This window comes from Tardiphaga sp. 813_E8_N1_3, assembly GCF_051811025.1.
GTDB lineage: Bacteria > Pseudomonadota > Alphaproteobacteria > Rhizobiales > Xanthobacteraceae > Tardiphaga.
The window spans coordinates 3,534,625-3,555,830 of sequence record NZ_JBPWQE010000001.1; the positions used below are offsets into that span (position 1 = coordinate 3,534,625).

The window sequence follows — 21,206 nt, forward strand, 5'->3', positions numbered from 1 at the left end:
TACTCTTTTCGGCCACTGCCCGGCTGAACACCCCGTAAGCACGCCACAAAGGCGCCCGGTGCACCAGGCGCCAAGGGGCCGGCCGGACGCGCTGCGGAAACTTCCAGTGGATCAGAAAGTTTTGCGTCCTTCGCTGCTACCGTGAATGCCTTCGTCATAGCAACGGTCTCAGGTGGCGCGATTGGGTCCAAGTCTGCGACCGGCGTTTGGATTTGGCCTGAGCAAGCGCACAGTGCGAGGCAGAAAATCAACGCGAATTGCCGAGTGAGATTCATACCGCTCCCTATACGCCCGCCCGAAAGACCGGGCAAGCAAGCCAGAAGGCCCGATGCCGGAACTAATCAGCCGTAACCCCTTTGCAGGACGCCGGCGAGTATATCACCCGCCTACCAAAGCAGACGCACGACGCCCCGCCGTGGCAGAACGCGATGCACGTCTTGATCCAAGCCGCCGAGTACGACGGGCCGATCGAGTTCGCACGGCTCGGTATGATGCAGGCTCTCTTTCCGAAAGGCCCTCCGGTCCACCACTCCGTCGACAAAGACCCGAAGTGGCACAACCGCTACAAGCTCGTGAGGGATCAATAATGCGCGACATCGACATCATCAACGACGCCGTCGAGGACGCTCAGGCTGTCGTGGGCAGCTACGTACAGTTCAAATCGCCTGACCCGCAGTTTGTTTTAGAACGGATGTTTGAAACACTCGAAGCGCGCACGCAAGACATCAGGCTAGCTCACCTTCATCATCTGCCCGTAGATGCCGAAATACTGGTCGCGCATATTTGCGATATCGAATTCGGTGACGAAATCCTTCGCCGTCCTTGCGATCTTCGCGGCGAGCTCGGGCTGCGCCGCAAGCGCCGCGATCTTGTCGGCGAGATCCTCGGCGGATCCGACCTTGAATTTGATACCATTCGAGCCGTCCACCAGCAATTCGGCCGGGCCATCGACATCCGCGGCGATGACAGGCAGGCCGACTGCCATGGCTTCGAGCAGCACCAGCCCGAAACCTTCGAAACGCGATGGCAGGACGAAGATATCGGCCTCGTCCAGCGGACGGCGCACATCAGTACGCCCGCACAGAAAGCGAACGCGATCAGCGACGTTCTCGGCGATCGCCTGCGCCTTCAAACTTAGGAGGGTCGACTCGTCGCCCTCTGGTGGGCTGCCGACGAAATCGCAACGAATGTCGAGCCTGCGCGCCGCGCAGAGACTGATCGCCTTGATCAGGATGTCCTGGCCCTTCTGTTTCGGATAGATGCGGGCCACGTTGATCAGCCGCAGCGGCGAGCCAAAGCGACGTTCGCGGGCCACGGCGCGGAAGGCGCCCAGCGGAATGCCGTTATGCACCTTAAACAACCGCTGCAGATGCACGGCCTGACATTCGCGTTCGACGGCGGCGGAGATGGCGATGTTCCAGTCGACGAAGCGGCGGTGCAGGCGCAGCTTCACGCGATCCCAGGTACCTGCGATGCCGGTATTGTGGATCGTGTAGCCGACGCTCATGGGCCGATACAGTTTGCTCAGCATCGCGAAATGTTTCGCCCCGCTGTCATGAGCGTGAATGACGCGAATGTCATGGCGGCGAATGATATTGAGCAGCGTCAGAATAATGCGCGGATTGCGATTGCCCGGCTCGCGTTTCAGAAAATAGATCGGGTGACGGGTGGCGGAGAGTTCGGCGGCGAGATCGGGATTGAGTCGGTCATTGATGACGACAAACACCTGCGGCACGCCCGCACCCGGTTCGCAACTGGCCGCAAAGTTGATCAGCAGCCGTTCGGCCCCACCCACGGTCAGGGATGAAATCAACTGAAGTACAGACGCCACGTTTAAAATGCCCCCGGCCCGGATGCCGCGCAAATTCCCAGCTAGACCTTCATCCGGATTATTCCGCCGCAGCAATTGCGTGGAATTTCACAGGCGTCCGGACCGTGTTTCGTAGCCTATTTCGGCTGACGCTCGTGGCTATTCTGCGGCGCACCAAATGCGCTGCGGAGGCGAATTGTGGCGAAAAGACGGCTGCGCTGCATCTGATCAAAAAATGGCGCTATATGAATATCAAACGGGCACGCTTCCGTACAACTCCGCGCTTCTTCGCCACAAAATCTGTGGCGGCGGCTCGGTTGCCCGCGATCCAAATAGGGGGTTTCCGCGGGTGCAGTTTGCTGCGCTTTGCTGGCGGGTCGATTTGAGGAGATTGGCTACTGAGGGACAGCTTGTCTTTCCCTCACAGAGGGCCATAAAGAGAGCGGAAAGCAGAAAAGGCCATTAATTTCAGTTATCCTGCAAAAATCCCCTGCATCCGAAACCTTGTGAAAGACGTTCCCTCATGCTTGGTAATATTTGACCATTGATTTGCCGTGAATTTTCGGCAAAGCACGTTGCAGAACTGCTATCATCCGCAGACCGCCTCAAACGATGTTATCGCCATGCCAGTAGCCCACCGCGTTCCCGCCCTCGTCTGTGTTGTGCTGCTGTCCTGCAGCCTTGGCGGTTGTGGCTCGATCAGTTCGTTCATGGCCGGCGGCATGGCTGACCTGATCCCGGCATGGGCTGGCGGCCTGCCAGCAGACGCGCCGCCGCGTCCGGGCTCTCCTGAATACGAAGCCTATGCGAAGCGGCACGAGCATCAGCAATCCGGCGCCATGACGGGGCCGGACCCCGCTACATCGCCGTCCGCAGAGGCCGTTCGCTGATCGCGCCATCGTCCGGCGCCGCGACGGCGTTGTTCAGTTCATGAAAACAACGGTCTTCATGCCGTTGAGGATCACGCGATCCTCGAGGTGATAGCGCATGGCGCGCGCCAGCACGCGGCGCTCGATGTCGCGGCCCTTGGCCACCAGTTCTTCCGGCGTGTCGCGATGGCTGATGCGCTCGACGTCCTGATCGATGATCGGACCTTCGTCGAGATCGCTGGTCACGTAATGCGCGGTGGCGCCGATCAGCTTGACGCCGCGCGCGTGCGCCTGGTGATAGGGCCGTGCGCCCTTGAAGCCGGGCAGGAACGAGTGGTGGATGTTGATGCACTTGCCGGACAGTTTCGCCGACATCTCGTCGGACAGGATCTGCATGTAACGCGCCAGCACCACGAGCTCGGTCTCGGTCGTGCCGACCAGATCCCAGATCGCCTGCTCCTGCTCGCGCTTGGTCTCCTTGGTGATCGGCATGTGGTGGAACGGGATGTCGCCGAAATCGAGATCCTTGAAGGCTTCGCGCGGATGGTTCGAGACGATCGCGGTCGGGATCATGTCGAGATCGCCGGTGCGCCAGCGATACAGGATATCGACGAGGCAGTGATCGGACTTCGACACCAGCAGCATGACGCGGCGACGGGTCGCCCGGTCGCGCATCTGCCAGTCCATCTTGAAGCGCTCGGCGATGGCCCCGAAGCCGGTCTTCAGCGCCGCCAGCTCGACATTCACGTCGGCGGCGTTGAATACGACGCGCATGAAGAAGTGGCCGGTCTCGACATCGTTGAACTGCTGGGCATCGAGGATGTTCTGGCCATTTTGGGCCAGGAAGGTCGATACCGCGGACACGATGCCGGGGCGATCTGGACAGGACAGGGTCAGAACGTATTGGTGAGACATGGCTTGAACGGACATGGGCGGACTGATCTGCTTCAGGTGAACCGGAAATCGAGGCCCTGCTCTATCATCCGAAGCGAGCTTGCGCCAATCCAATTGCGCGCTGCAATATGGACGTCATTGCCAGCGAATTAACGTGCGAAACAGGCAGAAAACAGAGATGGCTGACAAGCTCAACGGTTACCGCATCCTGATCCTGGAGACCCGCGAGGAAGCGCAATTCTCCCGTCTGCTGACCGAACAGGGCGCCAATGTGCTGCAATGTCCGATGTTCACCATCGAGGACGCACCGGATCCCGCCCCGGTCGAGGCCTGGATTCGCCGATTCATTGCTAACCCGTTCGACGACCTCGTTTTAATGACCGGCGAAGGTCTCCGCCGGATGATGAAAATCGTGCGTCAACGCGGCATCGAAAAAGAGTTCGTGGCGGCCGTCGGCCAATCCCGCAAATTCGCACGCGGCCCGAAGCCCGGTCGCGCCTTGCGCGAGATCGGACTCGAGGCTGACATCACCACCGAGAAGCCGACCTCCGAAGGCGTTGCCGAAATGCTGTCGCGGCTCGATCTCAAAGGCCATCGCCTCGGCCTGCAGCTCTATCCCGAGAAGGACCACAGCGTTCTGATATCAGCGATCGCCTCCTGCGGCGCCGAGGTCGATACGGTGCTGCCTTACGTCTACGACTCCAAGGCTGCTGAAACGAACATCCTCTCGGCCATCGACGAAATGGAAGCCGGCCGCGTCGATGCCATCGCGCTGACGAGTTCGGGTCAGGTGCGTCGTCTCGTCGATGCTGCGAAGGCGCATGACCGCGAGGATCAATTGCGCAGTGCACTTGCGAAAACACCGATCGCATCGGTTGGTCCCGTCGTGTCTGATGAATTGAAATCGTACGGCCTCGAAGCCGATATCTATCCGGCCAATGATGCGTTCTTCATGAAGCCGCTCATCTCGGCGATGTCGATTGCGCTCGACAAGTCTGCAGCGCGGGCCGAATGACTTGACGCCCGCACGCATCTCGACATGATGCCCCGACACATAAAAAAATGATCGGGCGGAAATGCCAAACTTGCCACTATCGGATTTGCGTGTCGCGGAAATCGGATCCGGCGACACGCTGGATTACTGCGGCAAACTGTTTTCGGATTTCGGCGCCGAGGTCATCAAGATCGAACCGCCGGGCGGCGATCCTGCGCGGCACTATCCGCCGCTCGTCGATGCCGGCGATGGCCGCCGCGAGAGCGGATATTTCGCCTGGCTGAATACCAACAAACGCAGCGTCATTGCCGATCTCGACAAGTCTGACGATGTCGCGCGTGTCCGCGCATTGCTTGCGACATGCGACCTGCTGCTCGACGCGCGCACGCCTTTGGAGATTCCGAACTCTCTCCTGACGCATGATGACTTGCGCAAGGAGCAGCCCGGCCTCGCGATCACCGCGATCTCGTGGTTCGGCGAACACGGCCTCTACAGCAATTATCAGACGACGGACTCCGTTTGTCGCAGCCTGTCCGGCAGCGTGAAACTGGTCGGTGCGCAGGAAGGTCCGCCGGTGCTGCCGCGCGACGGGCAGATCGCCGTCATGGCCGGGCTCACCGCGTTCATTCCGACGCTGGCCGGCATGTATGGTCGCAACACCGGCGCACGACGTTTCGCGATCAGCGCGCATGAAGCGATGCTGCAGATCAGCGAGTTCGACACAGGACTCGCGCTGGAAGTCGGCTTCACACGGCCACGCATGGCCATCAACCGGTTCGGTCGCGGCTATCCTGTCGGCAATTTTCCAACCAAGGACGGCTGGCTAGGCATCACTGTCGTGACACCGGCGCAATGGGCTGCATTTTGCGTGATGCTCGGCCTTCCCGAACTGGAGACAGAGCCGCAGTTCAACGACGGTCTCGCGCGCACCAATAATTCGAAGGCGCTGTTCGATATCTTCCAGCCCATCCTGATGCACAAGAGCGCGAACGAATGGTTCGAGATGGGCATGGAGCTGCGTCTTCCGCTCGCGGTCGTGCCCGACATGGAGACGCTGCTGAAGCAGCAGTATTACCGCGATCGCGGCGCCTTCGCGAAAGTCGAGATTGGAACGGCATCATTCGATGCGCCGGTGCTGCCGCAGACTCTTACCGGCTCACGACCGAAGCCGAATGGCCGAGCGCCATTTGCGGGCGATGACACAATCAGCGCCCTGCCCGCGCATCAACGCATGGCGACACAGCAGGCAACGCCGGATGATCCGCAGCCGTTGAAAGGCCTGCGCATTATCGATCTCACCATGGGCTGGGCCGGTCCATCGGCGACGCGGCAGATGGGCGATCTCGGCGCCGACGTCATCAAGGTCGAGTCCTGCCAGTATCCCGACTGGTTTCGCGGCACCGATCCACGCGGCCCGTATTTTCCGGAACGCACCTACGAGAAGATCTACTGGTTTCAGCAGATGAACCGCAACAAGCGCGGCATCACGCTGGATCTCACCAATCCGCGCGGCAAAGAGCTGCTGAAACAACTGATCGCCGGCGCGGATGCTGTAATCGACAACTATGCCGCCGACGTGCTGCCGCGCATGGGGCTCGACGCCGCAGCGATGCACAAGATCAATCCGCGTCTCGTCGTCGTGACCATGCCCGCCTTCGGCATGACCGGTCCATGGAGCGGCGTGCGCGCCTATGGCTCGACGCTGGAACAGGCGTCCGGCCTTCCGTCCGTCACCGGCCGCGAAGGCGATCCGCCGACCATGCTGCATGCCGCGCTCGGCGATCCCTTCGGCGGCGTCAGTGCCGCGGCAGCCCTGATGCTCGGCTTCATGCATCAGAAGAATACCGGCCTCGGCCAGCACATCGATCTCAGTGCGACGGAAGCCCTGCTGCCTCTTGTCGCGCCCTCTGTCATCGAGCAATCCGCCACCGGCAAATCCGGCCCGCGCATTGGCAACCGGCATCCGCGCTTCGTGCCGAACGGTTGCTTTCCCTGTCTCGGCGAAGACCAGTGGATCACCATTGCCGTGCGCAGCGACGACGAATGGCGGGCGCTGTGCAAGGTCATGCATCGGGCGGACCTGGCCGACGACGCCGCACTTGCCACAGCCGAAGGCCGCCGCGCCGAGGAAGACCGCATCGAGGTCGCGATCCGGCACTGGACGACGACCGTGCGGCCGGATCTTGCAATGGTGACGTTGCAGGACGCCGGCGTGCCCGCGGGTACCGCGCGACTGCCATTGGATCTGGCCGGCGATCCGCATCTGCTCGCGGTCGGCCACTGGCAGCCCGTGACGAAGGTCTTAATGGGGCCGCACCTGCTGCCGTCAGTTGCCTATCGCGAAGGCAGTGCCAAGCTGCCCTACCCGATCACCCGTCTGGCGCCGACGCTCGGCCAGCACAATGAGGAAGTCCTCCGCGATATCCTGGGTTTGAGCGCAGCGGACATCGACGAATTGCGCGCCGCGGAAATCATTGGCGACACTGCGATATCCAAGAAAGCGAAGGCCGCGCCTACGACCAAGTGAGACTGCAAGTGAGGCTTGCAGCTTCGGCGGCCATGGCTCACACTCCCGGCATAAGGCCAGCGACGGATGGATCAAAAGATTCGGCGTCGCGACAATGGCCAGCACAAATGCTTCCAGGGAGAAACACCATGCGCAAACTAGCCCTCATTGCGTCCATTGCGCTGCCGATGCTCGGCGGCACGGCGATGGCGCAGGAGACCGTCAAGATCGGTTATATCGATCCACTGTCCGGCGGCGGCGCCAGCGTCGGCGAAGTCGGCCTCAAGACCTTCCAGTTTCTCGCCGATGAGCTGAACGCCAAGGGCGGCATTCTCGGCAAGAAGGTCGAGATCGTCCCCCTCGACAACAAGACCAATCCGCAAGAGAGCCTGATCCAGGCGCAGAAGGCGATCGATGGCGGCATTCGCTACATCACCCAGGGCAACGGCTCGTCGGTCGCCGGTGCGCTGTCGGATTTCGTCACCAAGTTCAACGACCGCAACCCCGGCAAGGAAGTCCTGTACTTCAACTATGCCGCCGTCGATCCGGTTCTGACCAACGAGAAATGCAGCTTCTGGCATTTCCGCTGGGATGCCAATTCAGACATCAAGATGGAAGCGCTCACCAATTACATCAAGACTGTGCCTGCGGTGAAGAACGTCTACCTGATCAATCAGGATTACTCGTTCGGACAGTCGGTACGCACCCAGGCGCGCGCCATGCTCGGCGCCAAGCGACCGGACGTCAAAATCGTCGGCGACGAACTGCATCCGCTGCTGAAGATCACCGACTTCGCGCCCTACATTGCGAAGATCAAGGCCTCCGGCGCTGACAGCGTCATCACCGGCAACTGGGGTCAGGACTTCGCGCTGCTGCTGAAGGCTGCAGCTGACGCTGGCTTGAAGGTGAGCTGGTTCACTTACTATGCCGGCGGTACCGGTGGCCCGACCGCGATCAAGCAGGCCGGCCTGAACCACCAAGTGTTCCAGATCGCCGAAGGCATCCCGAATCTCGGCCATGCCTCGGCCGACGTGTTCGAAAAGGCACTGCGCGCGAAGCATGACTTCAGCCTGTTCTATCCGCGCGCCGTGAACGAGATGCGCATGTTCGCCGCGGCCGCCGAGAAAGCGAAGTCGCTCGATCCGGTGAAGGTGGCCGCAGCCCTCGAAGGCATGGAGTTCGAGGTGTTCGACGGTGGCAAGGGCAATATGCGCAAGGACGACCATCAGTTCTTCCAGCCGATGTATATCGCCTCGTTCGGCGAGCGCACCGACAAGGAGCCGTTCGACGAGGAAAAGACCGGCTGGGGCTGGAAGCTGGCCGCCAAGATCGACACGCCGCAGACGGTGCTGCCGACGACCTGCAAGATGGAACGGCCGTAAAGCGGCCGCGCCGATGGGCGTGATGACGGATTGGCAATTAGCACTCCGTCGTGCCCGGGCTTGTCCCGGGCATCCACGCCTTCCTTCGCTCGTTTGCAAGACGTGGATGGCCGGGACAGGCCCGGCCATGACGGCGTTTTTGTTATTCGCCGACGATTAAGACCTGAGGTCCTTCGTGCTTGAACTGATCGTCATTTCCACGCTCAACGGCGTCCTCTACGGTATGCTGCTATTCCTGATGGCCTCTGGCCTGACGGTGATCTTCAGCATGCTTGGCGTGCTGAACTTTGCTCATGCCAGCTTCTACATGCTCGGCGCTTTCTTCGGCTTCCAGATCAGCCGCTGGTTCGGCTTCTGGCCGGCGCTGATCCTTGCGCCGCTGCTGGCTGGCGCGCTCGGCGCCGCCGTCGAACGCTATGGCCTGCGTCACGTGCACAAGAACGGCCACGTCGCCGAGCTGCTGTTCACCTTCGGACTTGCTTTCGCCATCGAGGAGATCGTGCAGATCATCTGGGGCAAGAGCCCGGTGGATTTCCGCGTACCGCCGCTGCTCGACTTCCCGGCCTTCACGCTGTTTTCCACCAACTATCCGGCCTTCAAGATCTTCATGCTGGTCGTCTCCACCGTGATCTTCATCGGATTGCTGGTAGTGCTGAAGCGCACGCGCATCGGCCTGATCGTGCAAGCGGCGTTGACCCATCCGCATATGGTCGGCCATCTCGGGCACAATGTCGGGCGTATCTTCATGCTGGTGTTCGGCGTCGGCACTGCGCTCGCCGCCGTCGCCGGCGTGATCGCAGGCCCGGCGCTGGTGACGCAATCCAACATGGCCGGTTTGTTGGGCCCGATCCTGTTCGTCGTCGTGGTGGTCGGCGGCCTCGGCTCGCTGCCTGGTGCCTTCATCGCCTCATTGCTGATCGGCCTCGTGCAGACCTTCGCCGTATCGATGAACGGCTCGCTGGCCGGCGCCTTCGGCCCGCTCAGCCCCGACTATGCCGCCACCTGGCTGTCCGACATCTGGAACGTCACCGTCGCCCAGATCGCGCCGATCATGCCCTATCTACTGCTGGTGCTGATCCTGATCTTCCGCCCGATGGGCCTGCTGGGAACACGCGACACATGAGCGACGCCACCGCCAAAATTCCGGCAACCATCGCGCCGCCCCGTCCCGCCGCCTCCGACCGGCTGAAATTCTACGGCATCTGGATCGGCGCCGCGCTGGCGCTGCTGGTGCTGCCGAAACTGTTTTCGTCGGGCGGATCGCTGACCACCTTCAGCCTGATCGGCATTTCGATCATCTTCTCGCTGTCCTACAATATCCTGCTCGGTCAGACCGGCATGCTGTCCTTCGGCCACGCGGTCTACTACGGCCTCGGCGGCTTTTTGGCGATCCACGCCATCAACATCATCGCCAGGAACAAGTTCGCGATCCCCCTGCCGCTGGTGCCGCTGGTCGGCGGCGCAGCCGGCCTCGTCTTCGCCATGCTGCTCGGCTGGGTGTCGACGCGGCGCTCCGGTACGGCCTTTGCGATGATCTCGCTTGGCGTCGCAGAACTCGTCGCATCCTCGGCGCTGATCCTGCGCACCTTCTTCGGCGGCGAAGCCGGCGTCTCCGCCAACCGTACCAAAGTGCTTCGTCTGTTCGACTGGAGCTTCGGCCCGCAGATCCAGATCTATTATCTGGTCGCGGCCTGGACGTTGATCGCCGTCATCGCGATGTATGCCCTCACCCGCACGCCGCTGGGGCGCATGTGCAACGCCGTGCGCGACAATCCCGAACGCGTGCAATTCGTCGGCTACGATCCGCATATCATCCGCTATATCGCCTTCTGCTTCTCCGGCCTGTTCGCCGGCATAGCGGGCGCGCTAGCCGCGATCAATTTCGAGATCGCCAATTCGGCCTATCTCGGCGCCGTGCAATCGGGCACCGTGTTGTTCGCCACTTATATCGGCGGCGTCGGCTTCTTTATCGGTCCGATCGTCGGCGCGATCTTCGTCACGCTGCTGTCGCTCGGCCTCTCCGATCTCACGCAAGTCTGGCAGCTCTATTTCGGTCTGATTTTCATCGCCGTGGTGATGTTCGCGCCCGGCGGCATCACCGGACTACTGATGATGCACCGTCCGCTGCTGAAAGGCGGCACGCTCAGCCGCGTGCTTCCGAGCTATCTCGTCGCCTTCGTACCGACGCTGGCGATGATCACCGGCCTGATGCTGGCGATCGAGACCACCGTCCACTTCACCGTCAATCCCGGCGAGGATTCACACATCAAAGCCTTCGGGATTCCATTCGATGCAGCGAACCCTGCGATCTGGGCCGTTGCCGCCGTGCTGCTGATCGGCGGCTTCATCATCGCGCGCAAGACCTGGGCGCGCGTCGCCGGCAGTTGGGACGATGCCCTGACCGCCGCGCGCGAGAAGGGAGTGGCCGCATGAGCCGGAATGATCTGAGCAATGCCATTGAATTGCGCGGCGTCGAGAAGACCTTCGGCATCACCTCCGTGATCCGCAACGTCAACCTGACGGTCGCCCAACGCGAACGCCACGCGCTGATCGGCCCCAACGGCGCCGGCAAGTCGACGCTGTTCAATCTGATCTCAGGCTATATGAAGCCATCAGTCGGCAGCATTCTGCTGCGCGATCAGGTGATCTCGGGCCTGCCGCCGTTCCAGATCAACCGCCGCGGACTGTCGCGCAGCTTCCAGGTTACCAACGTCTTCGCCAAGATGAGCGTGTGGGAGAATCTGCGCTGCGCTGTGCTGTGGGCGACCGGCCATCGTTACGCGTTCTGGAAGAATGTCGACAACCTGCCGGAGGTGCGCGACCGCACCGCGCAGATCCTGCAGGATATCAACCTCGTATCGCGCCGCGACGTGCCCGCAGGTCTTTTGACCTATGCCGAACAGCGCGCGCTCGAAATAGGCATCACGATAGCAGGCGGCGCCGATGTCATCCTGCTGGACGAGCCCACGGCCGGCATGAGTCACGCCGAAACCGAGCGTGCCGTGGCACTGATCCGGCGGCTTACTGAGGGGCGAACGCTGCTGATCGTCGAGCACGACATGAGCGTGGTGTTCGGCCTCGCCGACCGCATCTCGGTTCTGGTCTACGGCCAGATCATCGCCTCGGGCACGCCGGAGGAAATCCGCGGCAATCCCAAGGTCAAGGAAGCCTATCTCGGCGAGGAAGTGGCGTGATGCTCCAAGTTCAGGACCTGCACGCCTATTACGGCAAGAGCCACATTCTGCAGGGCGTCGATCTGCATATCGATGCCGGCGAAGTGGTCTCGCTGCTCGGCCGCAACGGCGTCGGGCGTTCGACCACCGTGAAGGCCATCATGGGCGAAGTGCCGCCACACGGCACAATCACCTTCAAGGGCACCAATATCGCCGGCCTGCCGAGCTTCAGGATCGCGCATCTCGGCCTCGGCTACGTGCCGGAGCATCGCGACATCTTTCCGGGCCTCACGGTGCGACAGAACCTGATGCTGGGCGTCAAGGACCCGCGCCATCCCGGCAAGTGGAAGCTCGACGACATGCTCGGCATGTTTCCGAACCTCGCCGCGCGCGCCGATACCGCAGCGGGCGTGCTGTCCGGCGGCGAGAAGCAGATGCTGACGATCTGCCGGACGCTGATGGGCGATCCTGAACTCGTGATGATCGACGAGCCCACCGAAGGCCTCGCACCGATCATCGTCCAGCAGGTCGGCGATCTCATCGCCGAGATCGCGCGCCGCGGCGTCGCGATCCTGCTGGTCGAGCAGAAGCTCTCGATCGCGCTGCGCATCTCGCACCGGGTCTATGTGATGGGCCACGGCCGTATCGTATTCGAAGGCACGCCCGCCGAACTCAAGGCCAATGACGCCGTGCGCAGGGAATGGCTGGAAGTGTAAGCGCCGACTTCCTTACCTCGCCCCGCTTGCGGGGAGAGGTCGGAGCCGAGCGTCAGCGAGGCTTCGGGTGAGGGGGAGCCAGTGTTTCACTCGCTGGCTCCCCCTCACCCGTCGCGGACTTCGTCCACGCCACCCTCTCCCCGCAAGCGGGGCGAGGGAATCCCTAATCGCCGTAGCTGCCCAGCTTCTCTAGATCGACCACTGTCACGCCGCCATATTCGAGCCGCAGCAGACCCTCCTTTTCCAGCGTCTGCAGGCACTGGTTGGCCTTCTGCCGTGATATGCCGGTGATGGCACCGAGCTCTTCCTGGGTGATGTCCAGATGCCTGGTCGCGTCGCGATAGAGGATCGGGTTGAACAGCGAGGCAATGCAGCGCGCGAGACGCCCGGTGGCATCGAGCCTGCGGCCATATTCAGTCAGTGCGATGAACTGACCGAGCCGTTCGTTCAATAGCGAGACCAGGAAGCGGTTGAAGCCGACACTGTTCTCGAACAGCCACATGAATGCCGGGCGCTCCATGAATGCGAGCTTGGAGTCGCGTAGCGGGACAATGTCGTAACGTCGCGGTTCGTTCTTCAGCACACTGCCCTCGCCGAACCACGCGCCCGCCGTCAGGCCGGTGATGCTGACTTCCTTGCCGCTGCGCGAGATGGTGCCGATCTTCGCCAGGCCGCTTACAATGCCGGTCCAGTATTCGAACTGGTCGCCACGCATACAGACGAATTCATTCGCCTTGAACGACTTCTCGACGATGCCCGCGCGCGCGACCTCTATCTCCTTCTCGTTCAGGTCCCGCGCCCAGGCCGCGATGCGCTTGAGATGATCTGCAGCAATCATAGGTCCGCTTCACTTCGAATGTTGCAACGCAAAAGAACGTTCGCGCGACAAATTGGCAGGCAGATTGTCCGCCGCGAGACATTTCAGGATACCGATTTGACGTAGGGAAGACCACCGCGAAAGGTCATTAGTAGAATGGCTTAGCGTGACCGGGCGATATAGGCTCGGGACCATCCGAGGAACGTGGATAAAGAGCGCGACAAGCGCCGTATCTGGGAGGATTTGAGTGGCGGTTGCTCTGGACGTGCGCGGGGTGTCACTGCGCTTTGGTGGCGTTCGCGCGCTCACCGATGTGAGCTTCGCTGTCAATGACGGCGAGCTGTTCTCGATCATCGGGCCGAACGGCGCCGGCAAGACCTCCATCGTCAACTGCATCTCCGGCCGCTACCGTCCCACCGAAGGCGAGTTGTTCTACCACGGCAAGGATATCACCGGGCTCAATCCAAACGCCCGCCCCGGCCTCGGCATCGGCCGCACCTTCCAGAACCTCGCGCTGTTTCATCATATGAGCGTGCTCGACAACATCATGGTCGGCCGCCATCACCTCCTGAAGAACAACTTCCTCACCGGCTCGCTGTACTGGCTCACCGGCGCCCGCAAGGAAGAGCTCGAGCATCGCCGCAAGGTGGAGGAGATCATCGACTTCCTCGATCTGCAGAGCGTGCGCAAGGCGACCGCAGGCACCCTTCCCTATGGTCTGCGCAAACGGGTCGAACTCGCCCGCGCGATGGCGCTGGAGCCCAACCTCATCCTCCTCGACGAGCCGATGGCCGGCATGAACTTCGAGGAGAAGGAGGACATGGCGCGTTATATCGTCGATCTCAATGAAGAATACGGGATGACGGTGATGATGATCGAACACGACATGGGCGTCGTGATGGATATCTCCCATCGCGTGATGGTGCTGGATTTCGGCCGCAAGATCGCCGAGGGCGATCCGGCTGCCGTGCTGGCCGATCCACACGTCAAGCGCGCCTATCTCGGTGAAGAAGACGAAGCCCTCGTCGATCCCGACCATGCGCCTATCGCTGCGGAGAGTGCCGCATGATGGACTATGCCGGACGCGTCAAACAGGCAGATACCTATCCGAAGCTGCTGCGCCTCAACGCCAAAGAACATGGCAGCGAAATCGCGCTGCGCGAAAAGGACTTCGGCCTGTGGCGGGAGTTCACCTGGAACGATTACCATGCGCGGGTGAAGGATTTCACGCTCGGCATGGTCGAGCTCGGCATCGCCCGTGGCGACGTCATCGGTATTATCGGCGATAACCGGCCGGACTGGGTCGCTGCCGAGATCGCCGCGCATGCCATCGGTGGGATGAGCCTCGGTCTCTATCGCGACGTGCTGGATGAGGAAGCCGCTTATCTCCTCAACTACGGCGAAGCCAAGATCGTGTTCGCCGAGGATGAAGAACAAGTCGACAAGCTGCTCACCCTCGCCGAGCGTGTCCCGGCGCTCAAGCACATCGTCTATAGCGACCCGCGCGGGATGCGGAAATATGACGACCCGCGGCTGTTAGAGGCCGACAGGCTCGCCCAGATGGGCCGCGACCGCGCGGCGCGCGAGCCGGGGCTCTACGATCAACTGGTCGATGCGACGCAGGGCGAGGATGTCGCTATCCTCTGCACCACGTCAGGCACCACGTCGAATCCCAAGCTGGCGATGCTCGCGGCGGGCCGCGTGCTCGGCCATTGCGCGGTGTATCTGTCGTTCGATCCGAAGGGACCGGACGACGAATATGTCTCGGTGCTGCCGCTGCCCTGGATCATGGAGCAGGTCTATGCGCTCGGCAAAGGTCTGCTGAGCCGGATGAAGGTCAACTTCGTCGAGCAGGCCGACACCATGATGAACGATTTCCGCGAGATCGCGCCGACCTTCGTGCTGTTCGCGCCGCGGGTCTGGGAAGGCATCGCAGCGGATGTGCGCGCACGGGTGATGGATTCATCGCCGTTGAAGCAGAGCCTGTATGAACTCGGCATGAAGTCGGGCCTGTCCGCACTCGCGCAAGGCAAGCGCTCGGCCGTCGCCGATACGCTGCTGTTCCGCGCGCTGCGCGATCGTCTCGGCTTCACACGCTTGCGCTCGGCCGCCACCGGCGGCGCGGCGCTCGGCCCGGATACATTCAAATTATTCCGCGCCATGGGCGTGCCGCTACGCACGCTCTATGGCCAGACCGAAACGCTGGGCGCCTTCACACTGCATCCGCCAGACGCCGTCGATCCCGACACCACCGGCATTGCCATGGGCAGTGGCATCGAGATCGAAGTCCGCGATCCCGATGTGCAGGGCGTTGGCGAGATCGTGGTCAGGCACCCCAACATGTTCCTCGGCTATTACAAATCGCCGGAGGCCTCTGCGGCCGACCTGCGCGACGGCTGGATGCATTCCGGCGACGCCGGCTACTTCAACGGCAACAAGCAACTCGTCGTCATCGACCGCATCAAGGATCTCGCGCAGACCGCGCGCGGTGAACGCTTCTCCCCGCAATATATAGAGAACAAGCTGAAGTTCTCGCCCTATATCGCCGAGACGGTGGTGCTCGGCGATAACCGCGACGCGCTCGCGGCGATGATCTGCATCCGCTTCTCGATCATCTCGAAATGGGCCGAGAAGAACCGCATCTCGTTCACGACCTATACGGACCTGTCGTCACGCCCCGAGGTCTATGAGATGATCCGCAAGGAAGTCGAGACGGTCAATGCCACGCTGCCGCCCGCGCAGCGGATCGCAAAATTCCTGCTGCTGTACAAGGAGCTCGACGCCGACGACGGCGAGCTGACCCGCACCCGAAAAGTCCGCCGCAGCGTCATCAACGAGAAATACGCCGATATCATCGACGGCATCTATGGTGGCGCGCGGGATATCCCCGTCGACACAACGATCCGTTTCCAGGACGGCACCTCCCAGCGCATCCGCACGCGATTGGTCGTGGTGGACATGGCGCGGGATGCAGCTCACGCACAGGCCGCCGAATGAGACCGACAGCATGAACACGCAGTTCCTCCTCCAGCTTCTGGTGAACGGCCTCGTGGTCGGCACGCTGTATGGCGTGGTCGCAATGTCATTCGTGCTGATCTACAAAGCCACCCAGGTCGTAAACTTCGCGCAGGGCGAGTTGCTACTGATCGGCGCGTGGGTGTGCTGGACGCTGCTGACCAAATACCAGGTGCCGTTCTGGCTGGGCATGCCGATGACCCTGGTGTTCATGTTCGCTTTCGGCATCCTGATCCAGATCGTGATCCTGCGGCCGCTGGTCGGCGAGCCGGTCATCTCGGTGATCATGGTGACCATCGCGCTGTCCGCCGTGTTTCAGGCGGCACTGAAATGGATCTATGGCGTCAACCCGCAGCCATTCCCGCGTGTCTTCACCAGCCAGTCGGTGACTATCGGTAGCCTACAGATCCAGACCGTCTACGTGATGAGCCTGGTTGTCTCCGTCGCGATGATGATCGGCATGGCGTGGTTCTTCAAAGTGTCCAAGTGGGGTCTGGCGATGCGCGCCACCGCGTTCAACCAGCAGGTGGCGCAATCGCTGGGCATTTCCGTCAAAACCGTATTCGCGATGGCCTGGGCGATCTCGGCCATGGTCTCCGCGGTCGCCGGCGTCGTCGTCGCCGTCGTCAACGGCGTGTCATCCGGCTTGTCGATCTACGGCATCAAGGTGTTTCCGGCGGTCATCCTCGGCGGTCTCGACAGTATCGGCGGCGCGGTGGTCGGCGGCATCATCATCGGGCTGCTAGAGAACTTCGCGCAATTCATCGACAGCGAATATCTGCACTGGGGCAATCTCTATGAGGTCGCGCCGTTCTACGTGCTCATCATCATCCTGATGATCAAGCCTTACGGCCTGTTCGGCACCAAAGACATCGAGCGGGTGTAACACATGGCCAGCCCCTCCCTCATCCCGGCCGGCGACTTCCGCACCAGCTATGCGGTCGACACCACAATCTTTCCGACCACCACCAGCCGCAACGCGGCGATCCTCGGCGTGGTGCTGATCTGCTTCGCGCCGCAACTGCTCAGCGAGTACTGGCTCAGCCAGCTGATCATGATCGGCATCTACGGCATCGCGGCGCTGGGGCTCAACATCCTGGTCGGCTTTACCGGCCAGATTTCCATCGGCCACGCCGCGTTTTTCCTGTTCGGCGCTTTCACCTCGGCCTATATCTCCAACAACTATCCGATCCCGGTGTTTTTCTCGATTCCCATCGCCGGCGTGGTAACGGCCATCGTGGGACTCATTTTCGGCCTGCCGGCGGCGCGGTTGAAGGGGCTGTACCTCGTTATCGCCACGCTGGCCGCGCAATACATTCTGCTCGACTTCTTCTCCCGCGCCGACTGGTTCAGCGGCGGCTCGGTGCCGGCGACGGCCAAAGCGTTCTCGATCTTCGACCATACGCTGCGCGGCGACCGGCAGTATTTCTATGTGGTGCTGGCCTATGTGGTGGCGAGCTATCTGCTGGTTACCAACCTGATGCGCTCGCGCGACGGCCGCGCGCTGGTGGCTGTGCGTGATCACTATCTCTCGGCCGAGATCATGGGCATCAATCTCACCAAATATCGCACGCTGTCCTTCGGCCTCGCGGCGTTCTTCGCCGGCATCGCCGGCGCGCTGTACGCGCATAACCAGCTCGTGGTCTCCAACGAGGGTTTCGGCATCGAGCGCTCGATCCTGTTCCTGGCAATGGTCATCATCGGCGGTACCGGCTCGATCATGGGCACGCTGATGGGCACGGCCTTCGTGGTGCTGGTGCCGGAAGCGATGGAATGGATCAGCATGGAGCTGAAGGGCGGCGTCATCGACAAGGCGCTGGCGCTCAACAACAATCTCACCTTCCTGCGCGAGATTGCCATCGGCCTCATCATCATCGCGTTTCTGGTGTTCGAACCCGACGGACTCGCGCATCGCTGGCGGCAGATCAAGACCTACTGGAAACTCTACCCGTTCTCGCATTGAGAACGGGACGGACTAGACGAAACGACAAAATATAAAATCCAACGGGAGAATGCTCATGACGATGAAATCATTTCTAACGTCCGCGTCCATTGCCCTTCTGATCGCGGGTGCGTCCGCCAGTGCGCAGGCGCAGATCGCCGTCGGCCACCTCGCCGATTATTCCGGCGGCACCTCCGACGTCGGTACGCCCTACGGCCAGGGCGTGGTCGATACCTATGCCTGGATCAACAAGAATGGCGGCGTCGGCGGCAAGCAGGTCAATCTCGATAGCAACGACTATGGCTATCAGGTGCCGCGCGCCATAGCCCTGTACAAGAAGTGGTCGGGCGCCGACAAGGTCGCGGCGATCATGGGCTGGGGCACGGCAGATACCGAGGCGCTCACCGGCTTCCTCGCACAGGACAAGATCCCGGATATCTCGGGCTCCTACTCGGCCGCGCTGACCGACCCGACCGGTGCCGGCGGCAAGGCGAAGCCCGCGCCGTATAATTTCTTCTACGGCCCGTCCTATTCGGACGCACTACGCGCCGAACTGACCTGGGCAGCGGAGGACTGGAAGTCCAAGGGCAAGTCGGGCAAGCCGAAATATGTCCATATGGGCGCCAATCATCCCTACCCCAACGCGCCTAAAGCGGCTGGTGAAGCGCTCGCCGCCGAACTCGGCTTTGACGTGTTGCCGCCACTGGTCTTCGCACTCGCGCCCGGTGACTACAGCGCACAGTGCCTGAGCCTGAAGAGCGCCGGCGCGAACTATGCTTATCTCGGCAACACCGCAGCTTCCAACATCTCGGTGATGAAGGCCTGCAAGGCTGCCGGCGTCGACGTGCAGTTCATGAGCAATGTATGGGGCATGGATGAAAACGCCGCAAAGGCCGCAGGCGATGCTGCTGACGGCGTGATCTTCCCGCTGCGCACGGCGGTGAGCTGGGGCGGCAACGCGCCCGGCATGAAGACGGTGCAGGAGATTTCCAAGATCTCCGATCCGTCTGGCAAGATCTATCGCCCGGTGCACTACATCGCGGCGGTCTGCACCTCGCTCTACATGAAGGAAGCGCTGGACTGGGCCGCGAAGAACGGCGGCGCCACCGGCGAGAACGTCGCCAAGGGCTTCTATCAGAAGAAGGACTGGGTACCGGCCGGCATGGAGGGCGTCTGCAATCCCTCGACCTGGACCGACAAGGATCACCGCCCGACCACCAAGGTCGATCTGTATCGCTCGAAGGTCTCCGGCGCGACCGATGGCGATCTGAACGATCTGATGGCCAAGGGCACGATCAAGCTCGAGAAGGTGAAGACAGTCGAGCTGCCGCGCAAGCCGGAATGGCATGGGTGGTAGTTCTCGCTTCTCCCCGCCCGGCGAAGCGGAGCTTCGCTAGGCGGGGAGAAGGTGGCGCGGACGTAGTCCGCGTCGGATGAGGGGGAGCCTCAGCAGGCTCTGAGCTAATGTCGAATCCCCCTCACCCGCCCCGGCTTCGCAGCGCTACGCCGGGTCGACCTCTCCACGCAGGCGGGGAGAGGTTAGCACCAGCCGATCTCAGGAGCGTCATTGATGCAGACAGCTATCGACACCAGCGCGCAAGTTTCAACAGCGCCCGCCACCGCCCCCCTGCTCGACATCCGTAATATCGAGGTCGTCTATGACGACGTGATCCTCGTGCTGCGCGGGTTGAGCATGGAGGTGCCGAAGGGCGCGATTGTCGCGCTGCTCGGCGCCAATGGTGCGGGCAAGTCCACGACGTTGAAGGCGATCTCCGGCCTTCTGAAAACCGAAGACGGCGAAGTCACGCGCGGCGAGATCCTGTTCGATGGCGCGCGCATCGACGGCATCGATCCCGACAAGATCGTCCGCCGCGGCATCTTCCAGGTGATGGAAGGCCGCCGCATCGTCTCCGATATGACGTCGCTGGAGAACCTGCGGCTCGGCGCCTTCACGCGCAGGGACAACGAGGTCTCCACCGACATCGAGATGGTCTACGACTACTTCCCGCGCCTGAAGGAGCGCACCGGCCTCGCCGGCTATCTCTCCGGCGGCGAGCAGCAGATGCTGGCGATCGGGCGAGCGCTGATGGCGCGGCCGAAGATGATCCTGATGGACGAACCCTCCATGGGCCTGTCGCCACTGCTGGTGAAGGAGGTGTTCGCCATCATCAAGAAGATCAACCGCGATCTCGGCGTCACCATTCTGCTGGTCGAGCAGAACGCGCGTGCCGCGCTGTCGGTGGCAAGTCACGGCTACATCATGGAACAGGGTAAGGTGGTGCTCGACGGTAGTGCCGACGAATTACGCGACAACGAGGACGTGAAGGAGTTTTATCTCGGCGGCGCCGGCGACCAGCGCAAGAGCTTCAAGAATCTGAAGAGCTTCAAGCGACGCAAGCGATGGCTTTAGCTGCTGGCAGCCTCTGCCGTCATGACGCCGGTCTTGCACGCAAGGATCGCGCGAATGCGGCGCGACACCAGCAACAGGATGACGAGCACAATGACCAGGGCCATGGCAATCAGCACACGGTTGAGCGGCACTGGTCCATCATCGAGCAACAACGCCCGTCCGGACGCACCGAGATACACGTAAAGCACGATCTGCGGCAGCGTGAACACGAAAGTGACGAGGGCGAACGGGAGCAGTCCGATATTTGTCAAACCGAACAGATAATTTTGCACCGAATTGGGCAATGGTCCGCCGAACCGCATCAGTGCGACGATGCGCCAGCCTTCGTCATCGACGGCCTGGGCAATGAGGCGCCAGGCCGCGCGTTTTTCGGTCTGCCGTTCCACCCAGCCGCGCAGAACGGAGCGCGCCAGCATGAAGGCCAGAACGGATGCAGCCGCGGCGACTGGAACAATGACAACGAGAGAGCGCAAGCCGAAGGCAGCACCAGCGCCGAGCACGATGAAGGTTCGCGGGACCGGCAAAAACGAAGAGGCAACCACCAATGCGGCCAGCACAACGGCAGCAGGAAGATCGAGTTGGCCGAAGCTTTCGAGCCATTGGACGATACGTTCTGACGACATGATTTCCCACTAGCACGGCGCGACAGGCTACCGGAATAATCGCGACGACGCCAAA

General features: G+C 61.8%; 18 protein-coding genes. 14 read left to right on the plus strand and 4 right to left on the minus strand.

Annotation, left to right across the window (positions count from 1 at the left end):
* Positions 1 to 730 precede the first annotated feature (730 nt).
* Positions 731 to 1,831: a glycosyltransferase gene (locus AB8A33_RS16795; protein WP_439093788.1), complete on the minus strand. Its 1,101-nt coding sequence runs from the start codon at positions 1,829 to 1,831 to the stop codon at positions 731 to 733.
* 602 nt (positions 1,832 to 2,433) lie between these two features.
* Here AB8A33_RS16795 and AB8A33_RS16800 point away from each other — a divergent pair.
* Complete coding sequence (locus AB8A33_RS16800) at positions 2,434 to 2,700, plus strand: hypothetical protein (RefSeq protein WP_439093790.1); 267 nt, start codon at positions 2,434 to 2,436, stop codon at positions 2,698 to 2,700.
* 33 nt (positions 2,701 to 2,733) lie between these two features.
* Here the strand turns inward: AB8A33_RS16800 and purU are convergent, their stop codons facing one another.
* Positions 2,734 to 3,609, minus strand: coding sequence for a formyltetrahydrofolate deformylase (gene purU / locus AB8A33_RS16805; RefSeq protein WP_439093792.1), 876 nt, complete (start codon positions 3,607 to 3,609; stop codon positions 2,734 to 2,736).
* Positions 3,610 to 3,751: 142 nt separating this feature from the next.
* Between purU and AB8A33_RS16810 the strand changes: the two genes are divergently transcribed.
* From AB8A33_RS16810 to AB8A33_RS16840, 7 genes are all read left to right on the plus strand, one after another.
* Positions 3,752 to 4,588 carry a uroporphyrinogen-III synthase gene (locus AB8A33_RS16810; protein WP_439093794.1) on the plus strand — a complete coding sequence of 279 codons (837 nt, stop codon included), beginning with the start codon at positions 3,752 to 3,754 and terminating at the stop codon, positions 4,586 to 4,588.
* A gap of 61 nt (positions 4,589 to 4,649) precedes the next feature.
* Positions 4,650 to 7,094, plus strand: coding sequence for a CoA transferase (locus tag AB8A33_RS16815; protein WP_439093796.1), 2,445 nt, complete (start codon positions 4,650 to 4,652; stop codon positions 7,092 to 7,094).
* A 128-nt stretch (positions 7,095 to 7,222) separates the two neighbouring features.
* Positions 7,223 to 8,455, plus strand: coding sequence for a branched-chain amino acid ABC transporter substrate-binding protein (locus AB8A33_RS16820; RefSeq protein WP_439093798.1), 1,233 nt, complete (start codon positions 7,223 to 7,225; stop codon positions 8,453 to 8,455).
* Positions 8,456 to 8,630: 175 nt separating this feature from the next.
* Positions 8,631 to 9,578 (plus strand): branched-chain amino acid ABC transporter permease, encoded by a 948-nt coding sequence (locus AB8A33_RS16825; RefSeq protein ID WP_439093800.1) that lies wholly within the window; start codon positions 8,631 to 8,633, stop codon positions 9,576 to 9,578.
* Positions 9,575 to 10,888, plus strand: a complete 1,314-nt coding sequence (locus AB8A33_RS16830) for a branched-chain amino acid ABC transporter permease (protein WP_320447648.1) — start codon at positions 9,575 to 9,577, stop codon at positions 10,886 to 10,888. Before AB8A33_RS16825 ends, AB8A33_RS16830 begins: the two co-directional genes overlap by 4 nt.
* On the plus strand, positions 10,885 to 11,649 hold the full coding sequence (locus AB8A33_RS16835; RefSeq protein WP_439093801.1) for an ABC transporter ATP-binding protein: 765 nt from the start codon (positions 10,885 to 10,887) through the stop codon (positions 11,647 to 11,649). Before AB8A33_RS16830 ends, AB8A33_RS16835 begins: the two co-directional genes overlap by 4 nt.
* Positions 11,649 to 12,344 carry an ABC transporter ATP-binding protein gene (locus AB8A33_RS16840; protein ID WP_439093802.1) on the plus strand — a complete coding sequence of 232 codons (696 nt, stop codon included), beginning with the start codon at positions 11,649 to 11,651 and terminating at the stop codon, positions 12,342 to 12,344. Before AB8A33_RS16835 ends, AB8A33_RS16840 begins: the two co-directional genes overlap by 1 nt.
* A 163-nt stretch (positions 12,345 to 12,507) precedes the next feature.
* Here the strand turns inward: AB8A33_RS16840 and AB8A33_RS16845 are convergent, their stop codons facing one another.
* On the minus strand, positions 12,508 to 13,182 hold the full coding sequence (locus AB8A33_RS16845; protein WP_439093803.1) for a Crp/Fnr family transcriptional regulator: 675 nt from the start codon (positions 13,180 to 13,182) through the stop codon (positions 12,508 to 12,510).
* Between the two features lie 226 nt (positions 13,183 to 13,408).
* Between AB8A33_RS16845 and AB8A33_RS16850 the strand changes: the two genes are divergently transcribed.
* From AB8A33_RS16850 to AB8A33_RS16875, 6 genes are all read left to right on the plus strand, one after another.
* Positions 13,409 to 14,230: an ABC transporter ATP-binding protein gene (locus AB8A33_RS16850; RefSeq protein WP_439093804.1), complete on the plus strand. Its 822-nt coding sequence runs from the start codon at positions 13,409 to 13,411 to the stop codon at positions 14,228 to 14,230.
* Positions 14,227 to 16,158: a long-chain fatty acid--CoA ligase gene (locus AB8A33_RS16855; protein WP_439093805.1), complete on the plus strand. Its 1,932-nt coding sequence runs from the start codon at positions 14,227 to 14,229 to the stop codon at positions 16,156 to 16,158. The genes AB8A33_RS16850 and AB8A33_RS16855 overlap by 4 nt, the downstream gene beginning before the upstream one ends.
* Positions 16,159 to 16,168: 10 nt before the next feature.
* Positions 16,169 to 17,062, plus strand: coding sequence for a branched-chain amino acid ABC transporter permease (locus AB8A33_RS16860; RefSeq protein ID WP_439093806.1), 894 nt, complete (start codon positions 16,169 to 16,171; stop codon positions 17,060 to 17,062).
* 3 nt (positions 17,063 to 17,065) lie between these two features.
* Complete coding sequence (locus tag AB8A33_RS16865) at positions 17,066 to 18,139, plus strand: branched-chain amino acid ABC transporter permease (RefSeq protein WP_231077463.1); 1,074 nt, start codon at positions 17,066 to 17,068, stop codon at positions 18,137 to 18,139.
* Positions 18,140 to 18,194: 55 nt separating this feature from the next.
* A complete protein-coding gene (locus AB8A33_RS16870) occupies positions 18,195 to 19,475 on the plus strand; it encodes an ABC transporter substrate-binding protein (RefSeq protein WP_439093807.1) in 1,281 nt (426 codons plus the stop codon).
* Between the two features lie 213 nt (positions 19,476 to 19,688).
* A complete protein-coding gene (locus AB8A33_RS16875) occupies positions 19,689 to 20,528 on the plus strand; it encodes an ABC transporter ATP-binding protein (protein WP_439093808.1) in 840 nt (279 codons plus the stop codon).
* Here the strand turns inward: AB8A33_RS16875 and AB8A33_RS16880 are convergent.
* A complete protein-coding gene (locus AB8A33_RS16880; RefSeq protein WP_093760132.1) occupies positions 20,525 to 21,151 on the minus strand; it encodes a TVP38/TMEM64 family protein in 627 nt (208 codons plus the stop codon). The two genes, AB8A33_RS16875 and AB8A33_RS16880, sit on opposite strands and share 4 nt — an antisense overlap.
* Positions 21,152 to 21,206 lie beyond the last annotated feature (55 nt).